At 71.1% G+C, this 19,872-nt stretch carries 17 protein-coding genes; 1 reads left to right on the top strand and 16 read right to left on the bottom strand.

The window, feature by feature from the left end:
• Positions 1 to 4: 4 nt before the first annotated feature.
• The 15 genes from ACWD12_RS25235 to ACWD12_RS25165 all read right to left on the bottom strand — a co-directional run bounded on the left by ACWD12_RS25235 (position 5) and on the right by ACWD12_RS25165 (position 16,197).
• Complete coding sequence (locus tag ACWD12_RS25235) at positions 5 to 202, bottom strand: DUF397 domain-containing protein (RefSeq protein ID WP_450101459.1); 198 nt, start codon at positions 200 to 202, stop codon at positions 5 to 7.
• 355 nt (positions 203 to 557) lie between these two features.
• Positions 558 to 1,457 (bottom strand): SGNH/GDSL hydrolase family protein, encoded by a 900-nt coding sequence (locus tag ACWD12_RS25230; RefSeq protein ID WP_450101458.1) that lies wholly within the window; start codon positions 1,455 to 1,457, stop codon positions 558 to 560.
• A gap of 142 nt (positions 1,458 to 1,599) precedes the next feature.
• Positions 1,600 to 2,412, bottom strand: coding sequence for an ABC transporter ATP-binding protein (locus tag ACWD12_RS25225; protein WP_450101457.1), 813 nt, complete (start codon positions 2,410 to 2,412; stop codon positions 1,600 to 1,602).
• Complete coding sequence (locus ACWD12_RS25220) at positions 2,409 to 3,209, bottom strand: ABC transporter ATP-binding protein (RefSeq protein ID WP_450101456.1); 801 nt, start codon at positions 3,207 to 3,209, stop codon at positions 2,409 to 2,411. Before ACWD12_RS25220 ends, ACWD12_RS25225 begins: the two co-directional genes overlap by 4 nt.
• Positions 3,210 to 3,214: 5 nt before the next feature.
• Positions 3,215 to 4,951, bottom strand: a complete 1,737-nt coding sequence (locus ACWD12_RS25215; protein WP_450101507.1) for a branched-chain amino acid ABC transporter permease — start codon at positions 4,949 to 4,951, stop codon at positions 3,215 to 3,217.
• A 5-nt stretch (positions 4,952 to 4,956) separates the two neighbouring features.
• Positions 4,957 to 5,883, bottom strand: coding sequence for a branched-chain amino acid ABC transporter permease (locus ACWD12_RS25210; protein ID WP_450101455.1), 927 nt, complete (start codon positions 5,881 to 5,883; stop codon positions 4,957 to 4,959).
• Entirely contained in the window at positions 5,880 to 7,181 is a 1,302-nt protein-coding gene (locus tag ACWD12_RS25205; RefSeq protein WP_450101454.1) for a branched-chain amino acid ABC transporter substrate-binding protein, read from the bottom strand. Before ACWD12_RS25205 ends, ACWD12_RS25210 begins: the two co-directional genes overlap by 4 nt.
• Before the next feature lie 179 nt (positions 7,182 to 7,360).
• The gene (locus ACWD12_RS25200; protein ID WP_450101453.1) at positions 7,361 to 9,226 is read right to left on the bottom strand and encodes a hypothetical protein; all 1,866 of its coding nucleotides are present in this window, start codon (positions 9,224 to 9,226) and stop codon (positions 7,361 to 7,363) included.
• A 148-nt stretch (positions 9,227 to 9,374) separates the two neighbouring features.
• A complete protein-coding gene (gene kynU, locus ACWD12_RS25195; protein ID WP_450101452.1) occupies positions 9,375 to 10,649 on the bottom strand; it encodes a kynureninase in 1,275 nt (424 codons plus the stop codon).
• Positions 10,646 to 11,758 (bottom strand): amidohydrolase family protein, encoded by a 1,113-nt coding sequence (locus ACWD12_RS25190; protein ID WP_450101451.1) that lies wholly within the window; start codon positions 11,756 to 11,758, stop codon positions 10,646 to 10,648. Before ACWD12_RS25190 ends, kynU begins: the two co-directional genes overlap by 4 nt.
• Complete coding sequence (locus ACWD12_RS25185) at positions 11,755 to 12,375, bottom strand: 3-hydroxyanthranilate 3,4-dioxygenase (RefSeq protein ID WP_450101450.1); 621 nt, start codon at positions 12,373 to 12,375, stop codon at positions 11,755 to 11,757. The genes ACWD12_RS25190 and ACWD12_RS25185 overlap by 4 nt, the downstream gene beginning before the upstream one ends.
• Before the next feature lie 31 nt (positions 12,376 to 12,406).
• Positions 12,407 to 12,856, bottom strand: a complete 450-nt coding sequence (locus ACWD12_RS25180) for a RidA family protein (protein WP_450101449.1) — start codon at positions 12,854 to 12,856, stop codon at positions 12,407 to 12,409.
• Positions 12,853 to 13,641, bottom strand: coding sequence for a 2-keto-4-pentenoate hydratase (locus tag ACWD12_RS25175; protein WP_450101448.1), 789 nt, complete (start codon positions 13,639 to 13,641; stop codon positions 12,853 to 12,855). The genes ACWD12_RS25180 and ACWD12_RS25175 overlap by 4 nt, the downstream gene beginning before the upstream one ends.
• Positions 13,642 to 13,711: 70 nt before the next feature.
• On the bottom strand, positions 13,712 to 14,521 hold the full coding sequence (gene mhpD, locus ACWD12_RS25170) for a 2-keto-4-pentenoate hydratase (protein WP_450101447.1): 810 nt from the start codon (positions 14,519 to 14,521) through the stop codon (positions 13,712 to 13,714).
• Positions 14,518 to 16,197, bottom strand: coding sequence for a 2-hydroxymuconic semialdehyde dehydrogenase (locus ACWD12_RS25165; RefSeq protein ID WP_450101446.1), 1,680 nt, complete (start codon positions 16,195 to 16,197; stop codon positions 14,518 to 14,520). Before ACWD12_RS25165 ends, mhpD begins: the two co-directional genes overlap by 4 nt.
• A gap of 214 nt (positions 16,198 to 16,411) precedes the next feature.
• On the opposite strand from ACWD12_RS25165, the gene ACWD12_RS25160 reads away from it, so the two are divergent.
• Entirely contained in the window at positions 16,412 to 17,350 is a 939-nt protein-coding gene (locus ACWD12_RS25160; protein WP_450101445.1) for a LysR substrate-binding domain-containing protein, read from the top strand.
• A 176-nt stretch (positions 17,351 to 17,526) separates the two neighbouring features.
• On the opposite strand, the gene ACWD12_RS25155 is transcribed toward ACWD12_RS25160, so the two are convergent.
• On the bottom strand, positions 17,527 to 19,815 hold the full coding sequence (locus tag ACWD12_RS25155; protein WP_450101444.1) for a terpene synthase family protein: 2,289 nt from the start codon (positions 19,813 to 19,815) through the stop codon (positions 17,527 to 17,529).
• Between the last annotated feature and the right edge of the window lie 57 nt (positions 19,816 to 19,872).

Genomic DNA, 19,872 nt, shown 5'->3' with positions numbered 1-19,872 from the left:
CCGGTCAGCCGACCGTCGATCGGAGAGCCGCAGTCATGGACGCCCACGACGGGGCACACACGGAAAGCACTCCGCGCGAACGCTCCTTGCTGCCACGGACCCCCACCCCAGGAGACAACGCAGCGACCTCCACGCATTCGCCGCCCTGGTTCCCGCTGTAGCTGGACGTCCTCCAGAGGGGGCCGGTGGCGTGCTGCGTCATGAAGTGCTCTTCAGGAGTTCGCGCAGGAGCTTCGCTGATGCGGAGACGGACAGAATCTCCGTTCGCAACAGATCGTAGTGACGTTCCATTTCGGCGACACGGGCACGCTCGGCCACGAGGTGCCCCTCGCCCATGGGTGGAAACGCTCGAATGCGGCCGCCAGCAGGTCATGGACGTCCTCGACCTGAGCGACGAGCGTGGGCGGCTCATTTATCTGCGTCCGGAGGGCGGCGGGTGTGAGTGGACCGTGCGTGAGTCCGGATGGGGGCAAGTCGTCGGGGGGTGACGGGATCCGGAACGGTGGGCCGGTGCGGGCGGCGACCCCTGTCCGCCGCCCGCACCGGGGTCGGGGGGATCAGGTGATCGCGTCCTTGATGATCAGCGCGTAGTTCTCTTCGCCTCGCTGGTTGGGGTGCAGGGGTGCGGCGAGGTTGGTGGGGACGAAGCCCTCGATCCAGCGGGTGGACGCGGAGCGGCAGATGTCGTGGCCGGCGCTCGGGGTGCGGACGTCCACGTACTCCGCGCCGTGTGCCGCGGACTGGGTGGCGATCACCGAGTTGAGGCGGTCGACGTTGGCCTGGAGGTAGTCGGCGTCGGTCGGCAGCACCGGCTGGACGGGCCAGCAGCCGCCGGGCTTGATGTAGAGGCCGTAGCCGGTGACCACCACACGGGCGTTCGGGGACTTGGCGTGGATGCCGTCGAGGACCGCGGCGAGCTTCGGGCCGACGGAGTCGACCCGCGCGGCGACCTGGTCTACGCCGCCCGCGGTGTAGCGGCTTTTGCAGGTGGCCCCGAACGGGTTGAGCTGCACGCAGTCTTCAGCGATGCCCACGAGGCCCGCGTCGTTGCCGCCGATGGTGAGCGTCACAAGTGTGGTGTCGGCGGACAGCGCGTCGAACTGCGGCGGGGCGGTACCCATGTCGACGCCGAGGAGGGACAGCGACTGTGGTTGGGTCATGTCCTTGGTGTCGGCGCCACTGCACGTGACGTCGCGCAGCTCGTCCACGCCCAGGCTCGCGGCGAGCTCGTGCGCGTAGTTGTTCGTCGAACGGCCGCACGCCACCGGGCCCGTGATGTTCGGGATCAGCGGCCCGGACGCCATCGAGTCGCCCAGGGCGACGTACACCTGTCGGGCCTGGGCCGACGCCGCCGAGGCGGACGCGGCCCCGGTGCCCGCCACAAGCCCCAGCAGCGCCGCGGCCGCCAGGACGCCCTTACCGAGACGCCAGAACCCTTGCCGGTACCAGGACTTCACGATGCCTCCTGCTGGTCGCGGGACAGCGGAACCCACTGCCGCACATCATGCAGGTTGAAGATCCTCGGCTTAACTGGCCGGTAACGTAGAGTTCCGGCAAGGGTTTTGTGACACGTGACAACACGGCGCCGACGGCACCCGGCTACTCGCCGAGGTAGGCCTTGCGGACCGAGGGGTCGTCCTGCAGTTCCAGGCCCGTCCCGGAGAGCACTATCCGGCCGGTCTCCATGACGTACGCGCGGTCCGAAAGCGCCAGCGCCGCACGGGCGTTCTGCTCAACCAGCAGGATCGTCGTGCCGCCCGACTTCAGCTCGGCGACCGTGTCCATGATGCGCCGCGTCATGATCGGCGACAGGCCCATCGACGGCTCGTCGAGCATCAGCAGCTTGGGCCGGCACATCAGCGCCCGTCCCATTGCGAGCATCTGCTGCTCGCCGCCCGACAAGGTTCCCGCCGCCTGGCGCTTCCGCTCGCCGAGCACCGGGAACAGGTCGTACGCCCCCGCGACGTCCGCCGCGATGCCGTCCGCATCCCGCCGCAAGTACGCCCCCAGCAGCAGGTTTTCCTCGATCGACAGGCGCGGGAAGATGTGCCGGCCTTCGGGCGAGTGCGCAAGGCCCAGCGCCACGATCCGGTGCGCGGGCGTGCGGTGGATCGCCTTCCCGTCGAACTCCACGCTTCCGGCCGCCGCCCGCAGCAGTCCCGAAAGGGTGTGCAGCGTCGTCGTCTTGCCCGCGCCGTTCGCCCCGACCAGGCTGACGACCTCGCCCTCGTCGACGCGGAACGAGATGCCCTTGACGGCCTCGATGCGCCCGTACGCCACGCGCAGGCCCTCGACGTCGAGCAGGGTCCGCGACCGACCTCCCGCAGCCGCGGCCCCCGACTCCGCAGTCCCCGCTTCCGCGTGCTCAGCCGCCTGCGCCGCCTCAGCCGCCTCCGCCTCCGTCGCCGTCATGCCGGAACCTCCGAACTCTCCCGTGCCGCCGCGGACTCCTCGTACGGCTCACCCAGATACGCCGCGACGACCCGCTCGTCCGCCTGGACCGCAGTCGGCGGCCCCTCCACCAACTTGGCGCCCTGCACCAGCACCGCGACCCGGTCGCAGAGGTTGAAGATGAAGCGCATGTCGTGCTCGATCACCAGCACGGCCACCCCCCGGTCGCGGATCGCGAGGATCAACTCCTCGGTCTCCAAAGTCTCCTGGGGGTTCATCCCGGCGGTCGGTTCGTCGAGCAGCAGCAGTCCCGGGTCGCTCGCGAGCGCGCGGGCGATCTCCAGACGGCGCTGCCCGCCGTACGGCAGGTTGCGGGCCATCCGGTCGGCCTGATCGGCCAGACCGGTGAACTCCAGCAGCTCCAAAGCCTTTTCGCGCGCAGACTCCTCCGCACGCCGGAAGCCTCGGCTGCGCCAGATGGCCGAGAACAGCCCTTCGCGCGTCCGGCAGAACCGGCCCACAAGCACGTTCTCCAGCACCGTCATGCCGCCGAACAGCCGGATGTTCTGGAACGTGCGGGCGATGCCCGCCTCCGTCACCCGGTGCGGCTTGGGCGGCAGGATGGCACCGTCGTAACGGACTTCGCCCTCCGTCGGGGAGTACAGCCCGGTCAGGCAGTTGAAGAACGTGGTCTTCCCGGCCCCGTTCGGACCGATCAGTCCCACGACCTCGCCGGGAGCGACCGTCAGGTCCACGCCGTTCACCGCGGTCAGCCCGCCGAACCGCATCGTGACCCCGCGTACGTCCAACAGCGTCATGCGCTTCACACCCCCGCCTTCGCGTCGACGTTCGGCTCCGTGTGGAACTCCGCCTCGTGCCCGCGGTCCCGGACCAGGCCCTCGGGCCGGAAACGCATCAGCAGGATCAACGCCACGCCGAACGCCAGCAGTTGGCCTTCCTGGAGGAATTCCAGCTTCGCCGGGATCAGGTACAGCAGCGCCGCCCCCAGCAGCGGGCCGGTGATGCTGCCCATGCCGCCCAGCACCACCGCGGCCAGCAGGAACGCCGAGTTCGGCGGCACCGGGCCGGCGAACAGGTACTGCTCCGGAACCACGGTGTAGGTGATGTGCGCCTGCACGGTCCCGGCCAGTCCCGCCAGCGCGGCGCCCAGCGCGAACGCCATCAGCTTGAGCTTGAACGTGTTGATGCCCATCGCCCGCGCGGCGGTCTCGTCCTCCCGGATCGCCACCCAGCCGCGCCCGATCCGCGAGTCGCCGACCCGGCGGAAGACCAGCACCACGATCGCGGTCACCACGAGCAGCAGCAGGTAGTAGTTCGCGAAGCGGCCGAGCGTCACGCCGAACACCACGTGCTCGGCCCCGAAGTCGAAGCCCAGAATGTCGAGGTCCGGGATGTTCGGGATGCCGTTGGGGCCGCCGGTCACGTCCGGGCCGGACACCCCGTCCAGGTTGTTGACCGTGATGCGGAAGATCTCGCCGAACCCGAGCGTCACGATTGCCAGGTAGTCGCCGTGCAGACGCAACGTCGGCGCCCCGATGATCACGCCGAACAGCATCGCCGCCGCGGCACCGGCCAACGCAGCTGCCCAGAAGGGCAGTTGAAAGCCATGGATGGACGAGGCCGGGGACCCGGAGACCAGGGCCGCGGTGTACGCGCCGACGCCCAGGAACGCCACGTAGCCCAAGTCCAGCAGACCTGCCAGCCCGACGACCACGTTGAGGCCCAGCGCGACCGTCGCGAACACCAGGATGTTCGCGGCCACCGTGGCGTACCGGTCGTCCGACTGGGTGAACGGGAACGCCGCCGCCGCGAGGAACGCCGCGGCCGTGGTGACGCTGCGGTGCCGTGCGGTCAGGGCCGTCAGCCGTCGCGCGAGGCCCGCCCGCGCCAGCGCCGCGCAGCCGAATCCGACCGCGATCAGGAAGCCGCCGAAGAGCTGGCCGTACGACGTGCCGATGCCGTACGTGAACACCAGCAGCCCCAGCGCCAGCACCGCCGCGATGACCAGGATCTCCACGGCGTCCGGGAGTTCCCGGGCCGGACCGGGCTCCCGCGCGTCGTCGGGCAGCGCCCAGGCGCCCACGAGCGGCACCACCGCGGCGACCGCCGCGACCACGCCGCCCGGCTCCAGGTTGGCCAGGCCGTCCAGTTCCACCGCGATGGCCATCACGGTGAACCAGGTGACCGCGACCGCGCCGAGCGCGAGCCGTCGGAGCGCGGCCGTCGCACCCGCCGGAACCAGCCAGCCGAGACCGCGCACGCCGTACGACGCCAGCGCGAACACCGCCACGGCCGCACCGAGGATCAGCGTCAGCACCTGGAGCCCGCCCGGGTACCCGGTGACCGTCAGGTTGCCGGGGAACGCCGGCGTCCACGTCCAGGCGAGGAACGTCGAACCGGCAAGAGCCAGCCCACCCACCAGAGTTGCCGCCCGGGCCACCCGGGTCGGCAGCGGCACCCGGACGCGCCGCACCACGGCGGTACGCACAGCGGTCCGCACGTCGGAGAGTGACGAGGGGGTCAGAGTGTCGAGTCCCATGCTTCTCACGCCCGATCCGCGATACGCGCGCCGAGCAGGCCCTGCGGCCTGGCCAGCAGCACCACGATGAGCAGGACGAAGGCCCACACGTTGGCCCACGACCCGCCGCCGAACTGCCCCATCCCGGGCAGGTCCTGTACGTACGCCGAGGCCAGGGCCTCGGCCACGCCCAGGACGAGTCCGCCCAGCATCGCGCCGTAGATGTTGCCGATGCCGCCGAGTACCGCAGCCGTGAAGCCCTTGAGGCCGGTGACGAAGCCCATCTGGTAGTCGACTTGGCCGTACCGCAGCCCGTGCGCCACCGCGGCCACCGCCGCGAACGCCGCACCGACGGCGAATGCGACGCTGATGACCCGGTCGGTGTCGATGCCCATCAGCCGTGCGGTGCCCGGGTCCTGGGCCGTGGCCTGCATCGCACGCCCGGTACGCGAGCGGACGAACGCCCCCAGCGCGAGCGTGCACAGCGGCGCCGCGGCGAGCAGGAACAGGTCCGCCGACTGGAGCGTCACATCGCCCAAGTGGTAGGGCCCACCGCCGAGTTGCGGGAAGGACCGAGCGGCTTTGGCGTCCGGGTAGAACAGGAACACGAGCTGCTGGAGCACCAGCGACAGCCCGATGGCCGTGATGAGCGGGGCGAGCCGGGGCGCGGTGCGCAGCGGGCGGTACGCGAACCGCTCCGCCAGCACCGCGACCAGCACCGAGGCGACGGCACCGCCGATCAGCATCAGCGGCACGGCGAACCACAGCGAGACGCCGTCGGGCAGGGCGAGGAACACGGTCAGCGCGCCGAAGCCGCCGATCATGAAGATCTCGCCGTGGGCGAAGTTGATGAGCTGGACGATGCCGTAGACCATCGTGTAGCCGATGGCGATCAGGCCGTACATCGACCCGAGCATCAGGCCGTTGGCCAGCTGTTGCGGCAACTCGTTCACTGCGGGGTTCCGCCCTGCGCCGGTGCGCCCGCCGACGCGCCCGCGTTGCCGCCCGTCAGTTCTCCGCTCTTGACCGGCGCCCACTGGCCGCCCTTGACCTGGTACACCGTCAGCTGCTTGTTGGTGGTGTCGCCGAACTCGTCGAAGGACACGCGGCCGGTGACTCCGTCGAACGCCACCTTCTGGAGCGCCGCGAGCACCTTCGCGCGGGCGTCGCCCGGCAGCTTGCCGCCGTTGCCCTCGACCGTCGCCTTGACCGCCTGGATGAGCGCGGAGACGGCGTCGTAGGAGTAGCCGCCGTAGCCGCCGTACGGCTCCTTGAACCCGCCCTGGCCGTACGCCGCGACGAAGTCCTTCGCGGACGGCAGCGCCTCGACGGGCGCGCCCACCGAGGTCGCGTAGTCGCCCTCGCCGTTGCCGTTGGCCAGCTGGATGTACTTGGCGTCGTTCATGCCGTCGCCGCCCATGAGCGGGATCTGCGCGCCGGACTTCTTCAACTGGTCGGTGAACAGGCCGGAGTCGGCGTACTCCCCGCCGAAGTACACGGCCTCGGCACCGGAGGTCCGGATCTTCGTGACCACCGCGGAGAAGTCCTTCTCCCCGGAGTTGATGTGGTCCTCGCCGACGACCTGGCCGCCGATGCGGGTGAACTCGGCCTTGAAGGTGGAGGCCAGGCCGGCGCCGTACGCCTTCTTGTTGTCGACGACGAAGACCTTGCCCTTGGCCAGGTCGTTCTTCATGTACTGCGCGGCGAACGGGCCCTGCACGGCGTCCGTCGTGGCGGTCCGGAAATACGACGCGAACGGCCGCTTCTTGTCGCCGGACGCCCAGTTCTCGCCCTGGGTGAGCGCCGGGTTCGTGGTGGACGGCGACACCGCGGCCAGCTTGGCCTGGTCGAAGACCTTCTGCATCGACTGCGCGACCGAGGAGTTGAGCGGCCCGACGACCCCGAGGACGCGGTCGTCGGCGACGAACTTGGTGGCGTTCTGCTGGCCGTTGGACGGCTGGGCCAGGTCGTCGAGGGCTTCCAGCTTGAAGGTGACGCCGGGCACGAGGTTCTTCTCGTTGGCCTGGCGCACCGCGAGTTCGGCGGCGTTGCGGGCACCGAGGGCGAGGGCGGACAGGTCGCCGGTGAGCGGGCCGTCGAAGCCGATGACGACGGTGGACCCGCCCTGACCCGGTCCGGAGCCGTTCGCGCTGGAGCCGGCGTTGCCGGAGTCACGCGAACCGCACGCGGTCAGGGTCAGGGCGGCGGCGACGAGGGCCGCGGCCGTGGGCAGGGCGGAGCGGTGGCGCATGGGGACTTCCTCGGGGAACTGGACCGGAAAAGGGCAGGGCTAGGCGCCCTCGGGGCGGCGGGTGGACCGCCCCGAGGGAGCGAGGGGGAGCGAGGGGGAGTTCAGGGGTGACGGGGGCCGGTGGGCGGCCCGGCCGCGAGGCGGTGCGGCGGCCGGGCGCCCACGTCAGCGCGGGTGGATCAGAACTGGCTGTTGCGGAAGGGGTGGTCCGGGCGTCCCAGGTTCGGACGGCCGAGGGATTCGCGCGAAGACACCGCGTAGATGCCGTGGTTGGTCATCACCCACACGATGTTGCGGTCCCACTCGACGTACACGCCGTGCGTCTGGTTGCCCTTCGCCCAGTCCGGGAACTCGCCGTTCTCGGTGGGCCAGTCCTTCGTCTTGGTGCCGTACGCCTTGGGCACGAAGTACGCGTCGATCTCCGGGCGCGACGGGTTGTCGACGTCGAAGATCTGCGCGCCCGCGTTGTAGAACCCGTAGACGAGCGTGCCGTTGTCCTGCTTGCCGGGGTTGGTGTAGTAGCCGGTGCGCTTGGGCCCGAAGCTGCCGCGGCGCTGGCAGTAGTCGGTGATCCCGGAGGACTTCGGCGGAGTGGGCCGCGGGAGCTGCCCGACGACGCGCGGCTTGGCGGGGTCGCGGGCGTCGATCTGCCAGATCGGCTTGTACGGCTCGTAGCAGTCCTCGGTGAGCGGGTAGCCCGAGAGGTAGATCATGCCGGTCTTCTCGTACTGCGACACGTCGATGTTGTCGCCCTCGGTGCCGGCCACGGACGGCGGCAGGTCGAGGTGGCCGACCTGCTTCATATCGGCCGGGTTCGAGATGTCGAGCACGGTGAGGCCGTAGCCGCCCTGTACCGCGAAACCGTACTTGCCGCCCTTCTCGACGGGCTTGGGAATGAACAGCGGCATGCGCGCGCCCATCCACGAAGTCCGGTTGCCGCACCGCGGATTCTTCGCGTACGCGGCCTCCTCGCCCTTCACCTGGCCTTCCAGGTGCCAGGTGTCCAGCAGCCGGGGCTTGGTCGGATCCGACATGTCCCAGCTTTGGTAGCCCGCCGAGTGCAGGTTGGTCGGGTACTCGGTGTTGGCGTAGGTGTCGTTCGGTGCGACGGCGAGGAACAGGTACTTGCCGCCGTCCCACATCGGTACGTCGAGCGATCCCGAGCCCTGCTGCGGCTTGGACAGGTCGCTCTTGAACGGGTCGGCCTGCGTCGAGTCGGTGCTGACCGTCGCGAGCAGCTGCCAGTCTTTCTTGAGCGGCCCGTTGAGCTTGAAGACCTTGAAGCCCTTCAGGCCCTGCTTGGCGCGGACCGCGGCGACGCCGGCCGGGTTGTCGAACTTGTCCTTGCCCGGCTCGGGGTGCAGCTCGTCGATCTGGCGCTTGTCCTCGAAGGACATGACCATGACGTAGGAGTTGAGCCTGGCGTTCCACTGGATGGTCGTCGCCCCCCAGTAGTCGTAGGCGGCCCAGGAGCCGTTCGCCTTCGACTCGTCGCCGTCCACGTCGTTGCGGCTCATGCGCTCGACGACCTTGACGTTGCGCACGTCGGTGATGTCGTAGACGCGGCCCTCGGACCGGTCGTACTGGAACATGTACCGGCGGCCGTTGAAGTCGACGATGTTCTGCCACGTGTGGAAGAAGTCCGGCGTGAAGTCGGCTCCTTCGTAAGCGGCTTCCACCTTGACGTTCTTGCTGTACGACTTGGTGTCGTAGTCGTCCATGCGCCCCGGGAACGGATGCGGGTTCTCCTCGTCGACCGGGGTCGACGCCGGGTGCAGGAAGCTGCCGTCCAACTGCATGCCGTAGCTGCCCGGATCGGCGGGCTGCGGACGGCTGTTGTCGCAGACGAACGGGATGTTCGGGTCCGTGGCGGCACCCGTTCCAGGTGTCGCCGCGGCCGGGGCGGCGTCCGTGGCCGTACTGTTCGCGGAGCCGTTCGCGGGGGCGAGCAGTGCCGCGGTGGTGGCGGTGGCCACGGCCGCGGCCACGAACGCCCCGGATCTCCGGGTGAGCGGGAGACCGGTGATGGTGCGGGGGACGCGCATAGGGACGGTCCTTCCGTCGCGGGTGTCGGTTTTCGGGCAGGGTGAAACCGGGAGTTGGCGCGGAGCACATGCGCGGGGCGGGAACGGGCCCCGGCAAAGGGAGTGGGTGACGGGACTTCAGGTGCTCTGGTGCTCTGATCTCCGGTGCTCAGGTGACGGTGGAACGCGCCGCGAACCGGCCGTCGGCGTAATCGCGTTCCTCGGTGATGCGCAGCAGTTCGGCGGCCAGCCCGGCGACGTCGGCGTGTGTGACGTACAGGGCGTTGAAGCCGAACCGCAGAATGTCCGGAGCCCGCATGTCGCCGATGTAGCCCCGCGCGATCAGCGCCTGGACCATCGGGTACGCGTGCTCGTGGCGCAACGACACCTGGCTGCCGCGCCGTTCGGGGTCCCGCGGGGTCGCCACGGTGAAGCCCAGGCCGTCGAGCAGGGTGTCCGCGCAGTCGAGAAAGAACCCGGTCAGGGACGTCGACTTCGCGCGCAGAGCCTTCATGTCCACGCCGTCGAACGCGGTCAGCGCGGCTTCCAGGGCCAGCATCGACAGCAGCGGCGGCGTGCCGATCCGGGCCCGGGAGATGCCCGGGGCCGGGGTATAGGTGCCGTGCATCCCGAACGGCTCGGCGTGCCCGTGCCATCCGGTGATCGCGTGGTCGAACGCGTCCTGGTGGCGCGCCGCGACGTAGACGAACGCCGGCGCCCCCGGGCCGCCGGACAGGTACTTGTAACCGCAGCCCACGGCGAAGTCGGCGCCGATCGCGTCGAGTTCGACCGGTACGGCGCCCGCGGCGTGGCAGAGGTCCCACAGCACGACCGCGCCGGCCGCGTGCACGGCGTCGGTGAGTGCGGCCATGTCGTACAACTCGCCGGTGCGGTAGTCGACCGGGCCGTACGCCGCCACCGCGACGTCGGGCCCGTCGGCGGCCAGCACGCCGGGCAGTTCGCGCACCGGGACGCGGCGCACGGTCAACCCGAGCGTGCGGGCGACCGCGTCCGCGATGTACTGGTCGGTCGGGAAGTGGTCCGGGTCGGTCAGCAGCAGCTTGCGGCCGGGGCGCAGGCGGGCGGCGCCGGTGAGCGCGTTGTAGAGCTGCACGCTCGTCGAATCGCCGCACACCACCTGGCCCTTCGCGGCACCGACGAGGCGGCCGACGGCGTCGCCGATCCGCGTCGGGGCGTCCCACCAGTCGTTGTCGTTCCACGAGCGGATGAGGTCGGTGCCCCACTGGCGGCGCACCGCGTCCTCGACCGCGTCCGGAACGGCGGCCGGGAGCGCGCCGAGGGAGTTGCCGTCCAGATAGACGACGCCCTCGGGGAGCAGGAACCGGTCGCGGAGCGCGGCGAGTCCGTCGGCCGCGTCCAGTTCGGCCGCCCGGTCGTGGAGCCGCTTTGCCCGTATCGCGGCGGCGGCGTCGAAGCCGGTCATCGGGTCTCCCGGGTGATCGTGCCGTTCGTACGGTCGGAACCCGCCGCGCCGACGGGGACGTTCGTGCTGCGCTTCACGACGCCCGGACCGCCGCGGGCCCGGCCGGGGCCGACCAGGTCGTCGAGGCCGAACAGGCGTGCGGCGTTGCCGCCGAGCAGCGCGTTCTTCTGCGCCGAGGTCAGCTCGCTCGCCCGGATCAGCGCACCCGGCTCGGCCTCGCCCAGCGGGAACGGGTAGTCGGTGCCGAGCAGTACGCGGTCGCTGCCCATGACGTCGACCAGCAGGCGCAGCGACCGCGGGTCGAAGACCGCGGAGTCCACGTGGAAGCGGTCGAGGTAGCCGGACGGCGGCAGCGGGCTGTCCTTGCGGACGATGTCCCGCCGGTGCCAGGCGTTGTCGGCCCGCCCGAGCAGGTACGGGAACGAGCCGCCGCCGTGCGCGAACAGCAGGCGCAGGTCGGCCGGGATGCGCTCGAACGCCCCGGACAGCGCCAGCCGCAGGATCGACAGCTGCGTCTCGGCGGTCATGCCGACCAGCCACGCGAGCATGTAGTCGTCGGTGCGCGGGTTCTCCGGCATGTCCCACGGGTGCACGAGGACGGCGGCGCCCTCGTGCGCGCAGTGGGTGAGGAACTCGGTGACCGCGCCGTGGTCGAGGTCGTGCGGTCCGACGTGGTTGCCGAGGTGCACGCCGCGGTGGCCGGCGCGAACGGCCCGGGTCACCGACTCGCACGCCGCCTCGGTGTCCTGCATCGGAACCTGGCACAGCGGCACGAGGCGGTCGGGGGCCTGCGCGCAGAAGTCGAGCATCTGCGCGTTGACGCGGTCGCACCACTCGGCGGCGCGCGCCACGTCGGCGTCGTACCCGAACATCAGCGGCGTGCTGGACACCACCTGGATGTCGACGCCCGAGGCGTCCATCTCGGCGACGCGGACGGCCGGGTCCCACAGGGCCCGGGTGACGGGGCGGTACTCGGTGTCGCCGAGCATCATCATGCCGCTGCCGTCGCCGTGGTCGCGCAGCCACGGGCCGTCGTGGTCGCGCAGCACGCCCGCGTCGGCGCGCGAGATCCGGGGGAAGACGTGCGCGTGCACGTCGATGACGGTCATGGTGCCTGGGTTTCCTGACGGGTCTTGTCGGTGTGCGGGCGGAGGTCGTCGGGCCAGTCGCGGCCCGGGTGCAGCGCGCCGCACTGCGGGCAGGTCCGTGCGTCGTCGTCCGCGTAGAAGCCCGCGAAGACGGGCGGGAGGTCGTCGACGATCGACTGCAACTGCAGCTCACTGCGGTGCACGAGGTGGTGGCACGACATGCAGTACCACTCGAACGCGTCGCGCGCTCTGGCCGGACGGGCGAACTCGACGACGAGGCCGATGCTCCCCGGCTCGGGCCGCTGCGGCGAGTGCCGCAGGTGTGCGGGCGCGAGGAAGATGTCGCCCTCGCGGATCGGGATGTCGCGCGGCGGCTTCCCGTCCTCCTCCATGACGCGCAGGACCATGTCGCCGCGCAGCTGGTAGAAGAACTCCTCGATGGGGTCGTCGTGGAAGTCGGTGCGCCGGTTCGGGCCGCCGACCAGCGTCACCATCAGGTCGGCGTCCTGCCAGATCTGGACGTTGCCGACCGGCGGCTTAAGGAGGTGGTGGTTCGCCTCGATCCAGGCGTCGAGGTTGAACGCGTTGAGGTTGAACGCGTTGCGGCGGTACGGGGCGCGCGGCGTGCTGCCGGACATGGGCGCTCCTAGGTGGTCTGGTGGCGTTCCGTCAGGACGAGGGCGAACTGTTCGGATGGTCCCGAAGTTCGGGAACGTACGCCGTCGCGCTGATCTCGATCAAGAGGTGGGGGTGCGGCAGCTGGTGCACCGCGACCGTGGTGCGCGCGGGCCCGGACTCGTCGAAGAACTCCGCGTACACCTCGTTGTAGCCGCCGAAGTCGTTCATGTTGACCAGGTACGTCGTCATCGACACCACGTCGGCGAGCGAACCGCCCGCGGCCCGGACGATGTCGCCGATGTTCCCGATCACCGCGCGCGTCTGCTCGCGGATGTCCAGGTCGGTGACGCCCATCGGGTCGGCGGATGCCCCGGCGAAGGTGCCGTCGGGGCGCCGCGAGCTGGTGCCGGACACGAAGACGAGGTCGCCGGCGCGCCGGAAGTGCGGGAACCGGCCGCGCGGTCGGGCCTTCCCGGGCACGATCCCCGGAGTGCCGCTCACCGCGCGTCCCCCGCTGTGGACGCGGTCACCTCGACCGAGCCGAGCCTGTCGACCGTCGCCCGCACGTGCGCGCCCGGTTCCAGCGGTACGGCGGCCGTCGCGGCACCCGCGAGCACCACCCATCCCGGCTGGAGCGTCGTGCCGTACGCGGCCGCCAAGCGCGCCGCGGCGGCGAGCGAGCGCACCGGATGGCCCAGGATCGCCGCCGTGCTGCCGGCCTGCGCCAGGCGGCCGTCCACTTCGAGCAGCACCCCGAGGTTGCCGAGATCGACGCCGTCGGCCGGGTGCCAGGGGCCGGTGGAGAAGCCCGCGGACGACGCGTTGTCGGCGACGACCTCGGGGAGGGTGAAGGAGAACCCGGCGTAGCGCGAGTCGATGACCTCGACGGCGGCGGCCACCGCCGCCACGGCCGCGAGCGGGGCGCTGTTGTCGGCCCCCGCCCCCAGCGGGGCGTCGAGCAGGAACGCGACCTCGGGCTCGATGCGCGGGTGCAGCAGGACCCCGACGTCGACCGTGCCGCCGTCGGGGACGTACATGCCGTCCGTCAGGCTGCCGTGGATCAGGTCGTGCACGCCCATCTGACGCATCTTGGCGACCGAGGTGAAGCCCATCTTGAAGCCGGTCATGCGGTCGCCACGGGCGAGGCGGCGGCCCACGACCGCGCGCTGCACCGCGTACGCGTCCGCAAGCGGCACACCGGCCAGTTCGGTCGGCCCCGCCACGGGCTTGCGGGACACCGCCGCGTCGTCCAGGGTGTCGGCCCAGCGCTCGACCATGCCGGTCATGCGGAGTCTCCGTTCACGAGGGGGGCGGCGCGGCGTGCTGCCGCCGCGCACGGGGTGACGCGAGGGAGGGTCACGGCGCACCGTCCTCGGCTCTGCGGCCGAATGCGGCCCGGACAGTGCCCAACCCCTGGATGCGTGCCTCCATCACGTCCCCCGGCGCGGCGGCGACCATGGGGCCCAGCGCGCCGGTGAGCACGGTGTCGCCCGCGCGCAGGTGGTCGCCCTGGGCAGCCAGGGCGTCGGCGAGCCAGAGCGCGGCGTTGAGCGGGTGCCCGAGGCAGGCCGCGCCCGCGCCGACGGAGACCTGCTCGCCGCGGCGCTCCATCACCATGCCGACGGTCCGCAGGTCGATGTCGCGCAGCCGGGTGGGGCGTCCGCCCAGCACGTACAGGCCGGACGACGCGTTGTCGGCGACCGTGTCGGTGATGGTGATGTCCCAGTCGCGGATGCGGCTGCCGACCACCTCGATCGCCGGGAGGGCGAAGGCCGTCGCGCGGATGAGGTCGGCCACGGTGGTGCGCTCGTGTGGCAGGTCGTGTTCGAGGACGAGCGCCACCTCGGCCTCGGCCCGCGGCTGGAGCACCGCCCCGAAGGGGATCTCGGCACCGTCGGGGACCGCCATGTCGTCGAAGAGCACACCGAAGTCAGGTGTTTCGACGCCGAGTTGCTTCTGCACGGCGGCGGAGGTCAGGCCGATCTTGCGGCCCACCACCCGGCGCCCGGCGGCCACCCGGCGTTCCGTCTGGATGCGTTGCACCGCGTACGCGGCGGCGACGTTGCCCGTGGGCAGCAGGTCGCGCACCGGATCGCACGGCGCGCCGGTCTCCCGCGCCCGGTCCAGCCGGTCGGCCGCCTCGACGAGAATCTGTCGGTCCGTCACCACTTCACACACACATTCGTCGGCTCGGAGAAGAAGTCGAGGGAGTGCACGCCGCCTTCGCGGCCGATGCCGGAGGACTTGACGCCGCCGAAGGGCGTGCGGAGGTCGCGCAGGTTCCAGCAGTTGACCCAGGCGATGCCGACGTCGAGGCGCGGTGCGACGCGGTGCGCGCGCGACAGGTCGGTGGTCCAGACGGAGGCCGCGAGGCCGTACGGGCTGTCGTTGGCCAGCCGTACCGCTTCGTCCTCGCTGTCGAACGGCGCCAGGTGGCACACCGGTCCGAAGATTTCCTCGCGGACGACCGGATGCGACTCCGGCAGCCCGGCGAGCACGGTCGGTTCGACGTAGAAGCCGCCGTCGCGGTCGTCGCCGAACGACGGTACGCCGCCGCCCGCGAGCACCGCCCCGTCGCGCGCCGCCTGGGCGTAGTAGCCGAGCACCTTGGTCCGGTGCTCGGCGGAGACCAGCGGTCCCAGGCGCGTGCCGTCCTCGTACGGGCGGCCGAGCACCAGGTCCTTGGCGCGCGCCGCGAGGGCGGCGGCGAACTCGTCGAAGGCTTCCCGCTGCACGTACACGCGCTCCGTGCACAGGCACACCTGGCCGCTGTTGGTGAACGCGGAGGCCACGGTGCCGTCGACCGCCCGTTCGAAGTCGGCGTCGGCGAAGACCAATGCCGCGTTCTTGCCGCCCAGTTCGAAGGAGACCGGGGTCAGGTTGCGGGCGGCGGCACCCATGATGGCGGTGCCGGTGCGGGTCTCGCCGGTGAAGGCGATCGCGTCGACGTCCGGGTGCGAGGTCAGGAACTCGCCCGCGCTGTCCGTCCCGAGCCCGTGGACCAGGTTGAACACGCCCTCGGGAACTCCGGCTTCGTCCATGACCTCGGCGAGCAGCGTGGCCGTGGAGGGGGTCAGCTCGGACGGCTTGGCGACGACCGTGTTGCCGGCCGCGAGCGCCGGAGCGACCTTCCAGGTCAGCAGGAGCAGCGGCAGGTTCCACGGCGAGACGATCGCGACCACGCCGAGCGGGCGGCGCACGGTGTAGTTGAGCGCGCCCAGGCCGTCGGGGGTGGTGGTGCGGTACGCCTCCTCGGCCCGGCCGAGCGCGAGGTCGGCGTAGCTGCGGAAGTTGGCGATGCCGCGCGGGATGTCGATCGAGGAGGCCAGCGCGTACGGCTTGCCGGTGTCCGCGATCTCCGCGGCGACGAACTCCGCGAAGCGGGCCTCGATGCCGTCCGCGATGCGGCGCAGCACCCGGCAGCGGCCGGCGGTGTCCAGGTCGCCCCAGGGGCCGGTGAGTGCGGTGCGGGCGGCCGCCACCGCGCGGTCGACGGTGGTGCGGCCCGCGTGCGGGACGCTGCCGAACACCTGCCCGGTGACCGGGTCCACGAGGTCGAAGGGGTCGCCTTCGCTCGCGGTCTCGAAACGACCGGCGATGTAGTGCGCCCAGCGGGTGGGCCGGGGTGCCGGAGCGGGGGGCTGCGGGGCCACCTGAGGGGCCTCCTCGGTGAGAGACGGGACGTTGGGGCGGCGCTTGGCCGCGATGCCGCGCGGCGGCTGTGCCGTGTTGAGCTGTGGCGCTGTGCCTTTGGCGCTGTCCGGTTGCGTTGCGGCGTGGCGCTGTGCGGTCGCGTGGCGCTGTGCGGTGCCGCGTCGGCGTATGCCTTGTGCACGCATCATCCCGAGAAGGAGGCATGCCGAACCAATGCCGGTTCGGGGCAGAGATATATCGTGATAGATATAGCGGCATCGCGGCTGGTCAGCCGGTCTGCCGTTCGGCAGGCCAGCGGGTCGGCAGGCCGGCGGGGCGGCAGGCCGGCGGGGCGGCGGGTCGGCAGGTCGGGTGCTCGGCCGGTGAACGGGCCGCGGGGCGGCGAAAGGCAGGGGACGGCAGGTGATCGACCTTCTCGACGGACGGCTCAAGTTCCGTCATCTCGGGCTCGTGGTCGCGGTGGCCGAGCACGGCAGCGTCGTGCGGGCCGCCGAGGCGCTGCACCTCACGCAGCCGGCGGCGACGCGGACCCTGCGCGAGCTGGAGGACCTGGTCGGCGCGCGCCTCTTCGACCGGGGGCCGCGCGGCATGACCGCGACGGTCTACGGGACGGCGATGGTCGAGCACGCCCGGCTCGTGCTGGCGGAGGTGCGGCGTGCGGGGGAGCACCTGGCCGGGCTCCGCGAGGGCCAGACGGGCACGGTCACGGTCGGGACCCTTCTGGCGGGCACGAGCGTGCTGCTGCCGCGCGCTGTGGCGGCGCTGAAGCGGGAGCGTCCGAGGGTCACGGTCGTGGTGCGCGAGGCGACGTACGACGTGCTGTACCAGCAGTTGCTGGCCGGAGAGGTGGACGTGGTCGTCGGGCGGCTGAGTCCGCCGCCGGAGCCGGGGCGCGTACGCCAGCACGCCCTTTACCACGAACCCATCCGGCTCATGGCGCGCCGGTCGCACCCCCTGCACCTGGCGGGCCGTGAGGTGGAGCTCGCCGAGACGCTCGCCCACCCCTGGATCCTGCCGCTCGAACAGACCACACTGCGCGGCGAGTTGGAGGCGTTGTTCGACCGCAGCGGGCTCCCGTTGCCGGCCGACCGCGTCGAATGCACGTCCATCCTGACGGTCCGCGCCCTGCTGCTGGCGACCGACATGATCGCGGCGCTGCCCGAGCTGGTGGTCACCGGCGACGATCAACTGGCGCCGCTGTCGGTGCCCTTGGAGTCGGTCCGTCGCACGGTCGGGACGACTCTGGTAGCGGGGCGCACGATGACCCCCGCGGTCCGCGAGTTCGTGCGGCACCTGGAGGTCGAGGGCGAGGAGTTGGGCGCGGCCTTGGCCGGTGTGTGACGGGAGTGTGACCGGCGCCCGACCGACGATTGACCGGCGCCCGACCGGCGCCCGACCGGCGCCTGATCGGCGTCTGATCGGCGTCTGACCGGTCTGTACGCAAGGTGCGCCAGGCGGCACGGCGGGCCGGAGCGGATGGACCGGTCCGCCGTGCCTGTCCCGGAGGCAGCGCCGGTCTATCCGGCGCGACCCAGCAGTTCGCGCACCCGGGCGGCCGACGTCCCCAATCCCGAGATGCCGGGGACCGTGAACGGCATGGACGGTACGGACGCCGTCGCGGGTACGGAGGCTACGGACGGCACGCCCGGCTTCGCCGGCGAGCGCATGGGCGCGGGCGCGAAGTTGCGTTGCAGCGTGGCCTCGTCGTACCGCTTGACGCCCTGGTGCCAGTGCAAGATGCCGGCGAGCCAGTTGCGCAGGTCGTCGACGTACGCCTCCACGCCCGCACGCGCCGCCGGACTGAGGTCGAAGTCCGCGTACAAAACGGGGAGTTCGTGCGATACGACGTGCTGGAACTGGCTCAGCCGCTGGTTCATCAGGTCGGTGACGATCCCGATCGCCGTGTCGTGGTCGCAGCCGAAGAACGTCTCGACGACGAGCAGCGCGTTGTGCACCTCGCCCTCGAACTCGATCTCCTTCTGGTAGGAGAAGAGGTCGTTGAGCAGCGTCGCGTAGTCGACCGCCGAGTTCTCCAGGGAGCGCACCGGGCCACTGCGGAAGACCTCGTCGGGGACGTCCGCGCCGTGCTTGAGGCGGCACAGGCTCATGGTGAGGTCGGACCCGAAGGTCGCGCGGCGCATCTCGATGTAGTCGATCGGATCCGGTACGCGGTGGTGCGAGAGGTTGGCGACCTCCCAGACGAAGCCGTCGAGCATCTTGCGGACGGAGTCGTGGTAGTCCTGCCGCACGCGTCGCGGCATGGCGGGGGCGGTCCGCATCCACAGGTCGGCGGCGCCGCGCTCCATGACCGTCGCGGGCGCGGGCGGCTCTCCCAGGTCCACGGGCATCTGCGCCATGAGCCGGTCGGCGCGCAGCTTCGCGCCCGCGACATCGCCGGTCCGGCCGTACAGCGCGGGGAAGTAGTCGTCGACGTACGTCCCCCAGGTCAGCCACTTCGCCGACAGATCCAGTTCCTCCCGCGTCGCGTCCGGGTCGAGCCCGGCCGAGCACAGGGCGAAGTCGAAGCCCTCCAGCATCTCTTCGGTCCACATGTCCGAGCCGGGATCGCCCGGCTGCGGTTCGAGCATGCCCATCTCGCGGGCCCACGCCACCGATGCCCGCAGCGCGGCCTGGTGGTGCGGACTGACCCGCACCGAGAACGGCAGCGCAAACTGCGGCAACGGCGAGGGACCGACCGGGTGTTGGTGGTGCATGCGGCGTTTCACCCGGTTGAGCGTCGCGACGATGTTGGCGGCCGACATGCCCAGTCCCGACGGCGCGAACGGGAACGGGAGGCCGCCGCCGCTCAGATCGACGCCTTTGTTCATGTAGCGCGACGAACGCATGTGCCATTCGTGGCCGCCGGACTGCCAGTCCTGGAGCCCCTTGACGTACGCGAGGACGTCCGCGCAGCCCCGCGGGTCGGTGCCGTACTCGGCGAACAGCGGTCCCAGCTCCGTGAAGACGGTGTCCTCGAACTGCTGGAGCCTTGAGGTCAGCAGCTCGTTGACGGCGTCCGCGGCCTCTTGCGTGCCGCAGCCGAAGAAGGTCTCCAGGACGAGCACGCCGTTGCTCAGCTCGCCCTCGTCAAGCGTCTCCCGCTCGTACGAGAACAGGTCGTTGCGCAGGTGCACGCCGTCCGCGAACGTCTCGCGCAGCACGCGCAACGGACGCGACTCGGCGATCGCCGGCGGCACTTCCGCCCCGGCCGCGAACTCGACGAGGTTCGCCGACCACGGCGCGCCGCCGACCTTGCGGCGCATCTCGATGTACTCCACCGGATTGGGGATCCGGTGCGCGTTCATGTTCGACAATTCCCACAGGGATTCGTTGAGCAGGTTCGCCGTGTGCTCGGCGAATCGCGCCCGCCAGTCCTCCGACATCGAGGGGACGGTACGCGCCCACAGGTCCGCGAGTCCCGCCTCGACGGGATTCGTCGGCTCCGGGAACCCGCTTGCCAGGTCCACCGGCATGAACAGCGGAAGCCGGTCCAGATAGGCCTTTCCACCGTCCCGGTCCTGCGACCGCTTGTACACCTCCAGGAAATGGTCGTCGAAGAAGAAGACCCACGTGTACCAGTCCGTGACCAGCGACAACTTCGTCTCGTCGCAATCAGGATGGGTGTACGAGCACAGCAGCGCGTAGTCGTGGGCGTCCAGATCCCCGGTGGTCCAGATACCCGACCCCTCCAGCATCCCCATTTCGCGGGCCCAATCGCGGGTATGCGTCCGCGCCGACTCGAGATGCGGATTGAGCCGCGCCGGATACGGCATGTAGAACGCCGGCAGTTCGAAAGGCTGCGTCACGAGACCCCCTTGGCCATTCCCCGATTTCCGCCACCCGGACGACTGGGCATTACCCCG

The sequence above is a fragment of the Streptodolium elevatio genome (genome assembly GCF_053592165.1).
The sequence above is the reverse complement of the archived record's forward strand: the minus strand, read 5'-3'. Positions and strand labels throughout refer to the sequence as shown.

Coding starts and splice junctions, on each gene's coding strand:
- ACWD12_RS25235 (WP_450101459.1), bottom strand. CDS start 202: ATGACGCAGCACGCCACCGGCCCCCTCTGGAGGACGTCCAGCTACAGC.
- ACWD12_RS25225 (WP_450101457.1), bottom strand. CDS start 2,412: ATGACGGCGACGGAGGCGGAGGCGGCTGAGGCGGCGCAGGCGGCTGAG.
- ACWD12_RS25220 (WP_450101456.1), bottom strand. CDS start 3,209: ATGACGCTGTTGGACGTACGCGGGGTCACGATGCGGTTCGGCGGGCTG.
- ACWD12_RS25215 (WP_450101507.1), bottom strand. CDS start 4,951: ATGGGACTCGACACTCTGACCCCCTCGTCACTCTCCGACGTGCGGACC.
- ACWD12_RS25205 (WP_450101454.1), bottom strand. CDS start 7,181: ATGCGCCACCGCTCCGCCCTGCCCACGGCCGCGGCCCTCGTCGCCGCC.
- ACWD12_RS25200 (WP_450101453.1), bottom strand. CDS start 9,226: ATGCGCGTCCCCCGCACCATCACCGGTCTCCCGCTCACCCGGAGATCC.
- kynU (WP_450101452.1), bottom strand. CDS start 10,649: ATGACCGGCTTCGACGCCGCCGCCGCGATACGGGCAAAGCGGCTCCAC.
- ACWD12_RS25190 (WP_450101451.1), bottom strand. CDS start 11,758: ATGACCGTCATCGACGTGCACGCGCACGTCTTCCCCCGGATCTCGCGC.
- ACWD12_RS25185 (WP_450101450.1), bottom strand. CDS start 12,375: ATGTCCGGCAGCACGCCGCGCGCCCCGTACCGCCGCAACGCGTTCAAC.
- ACWD12_RS25175 (WP_450101448.1), bottom strand. CDS start 13,641: ATGACCGGCATGGTCGAGCGCTGGGCCGACACCCTGGACGACGCGGCG.
- ACWD12_RS25165 (WP_450101446.1), bottom strand. CDS start 16,197: ATGATGCGTGCACAAGGCATACGCCGACGCGGCACCGCACAGCGCCAC.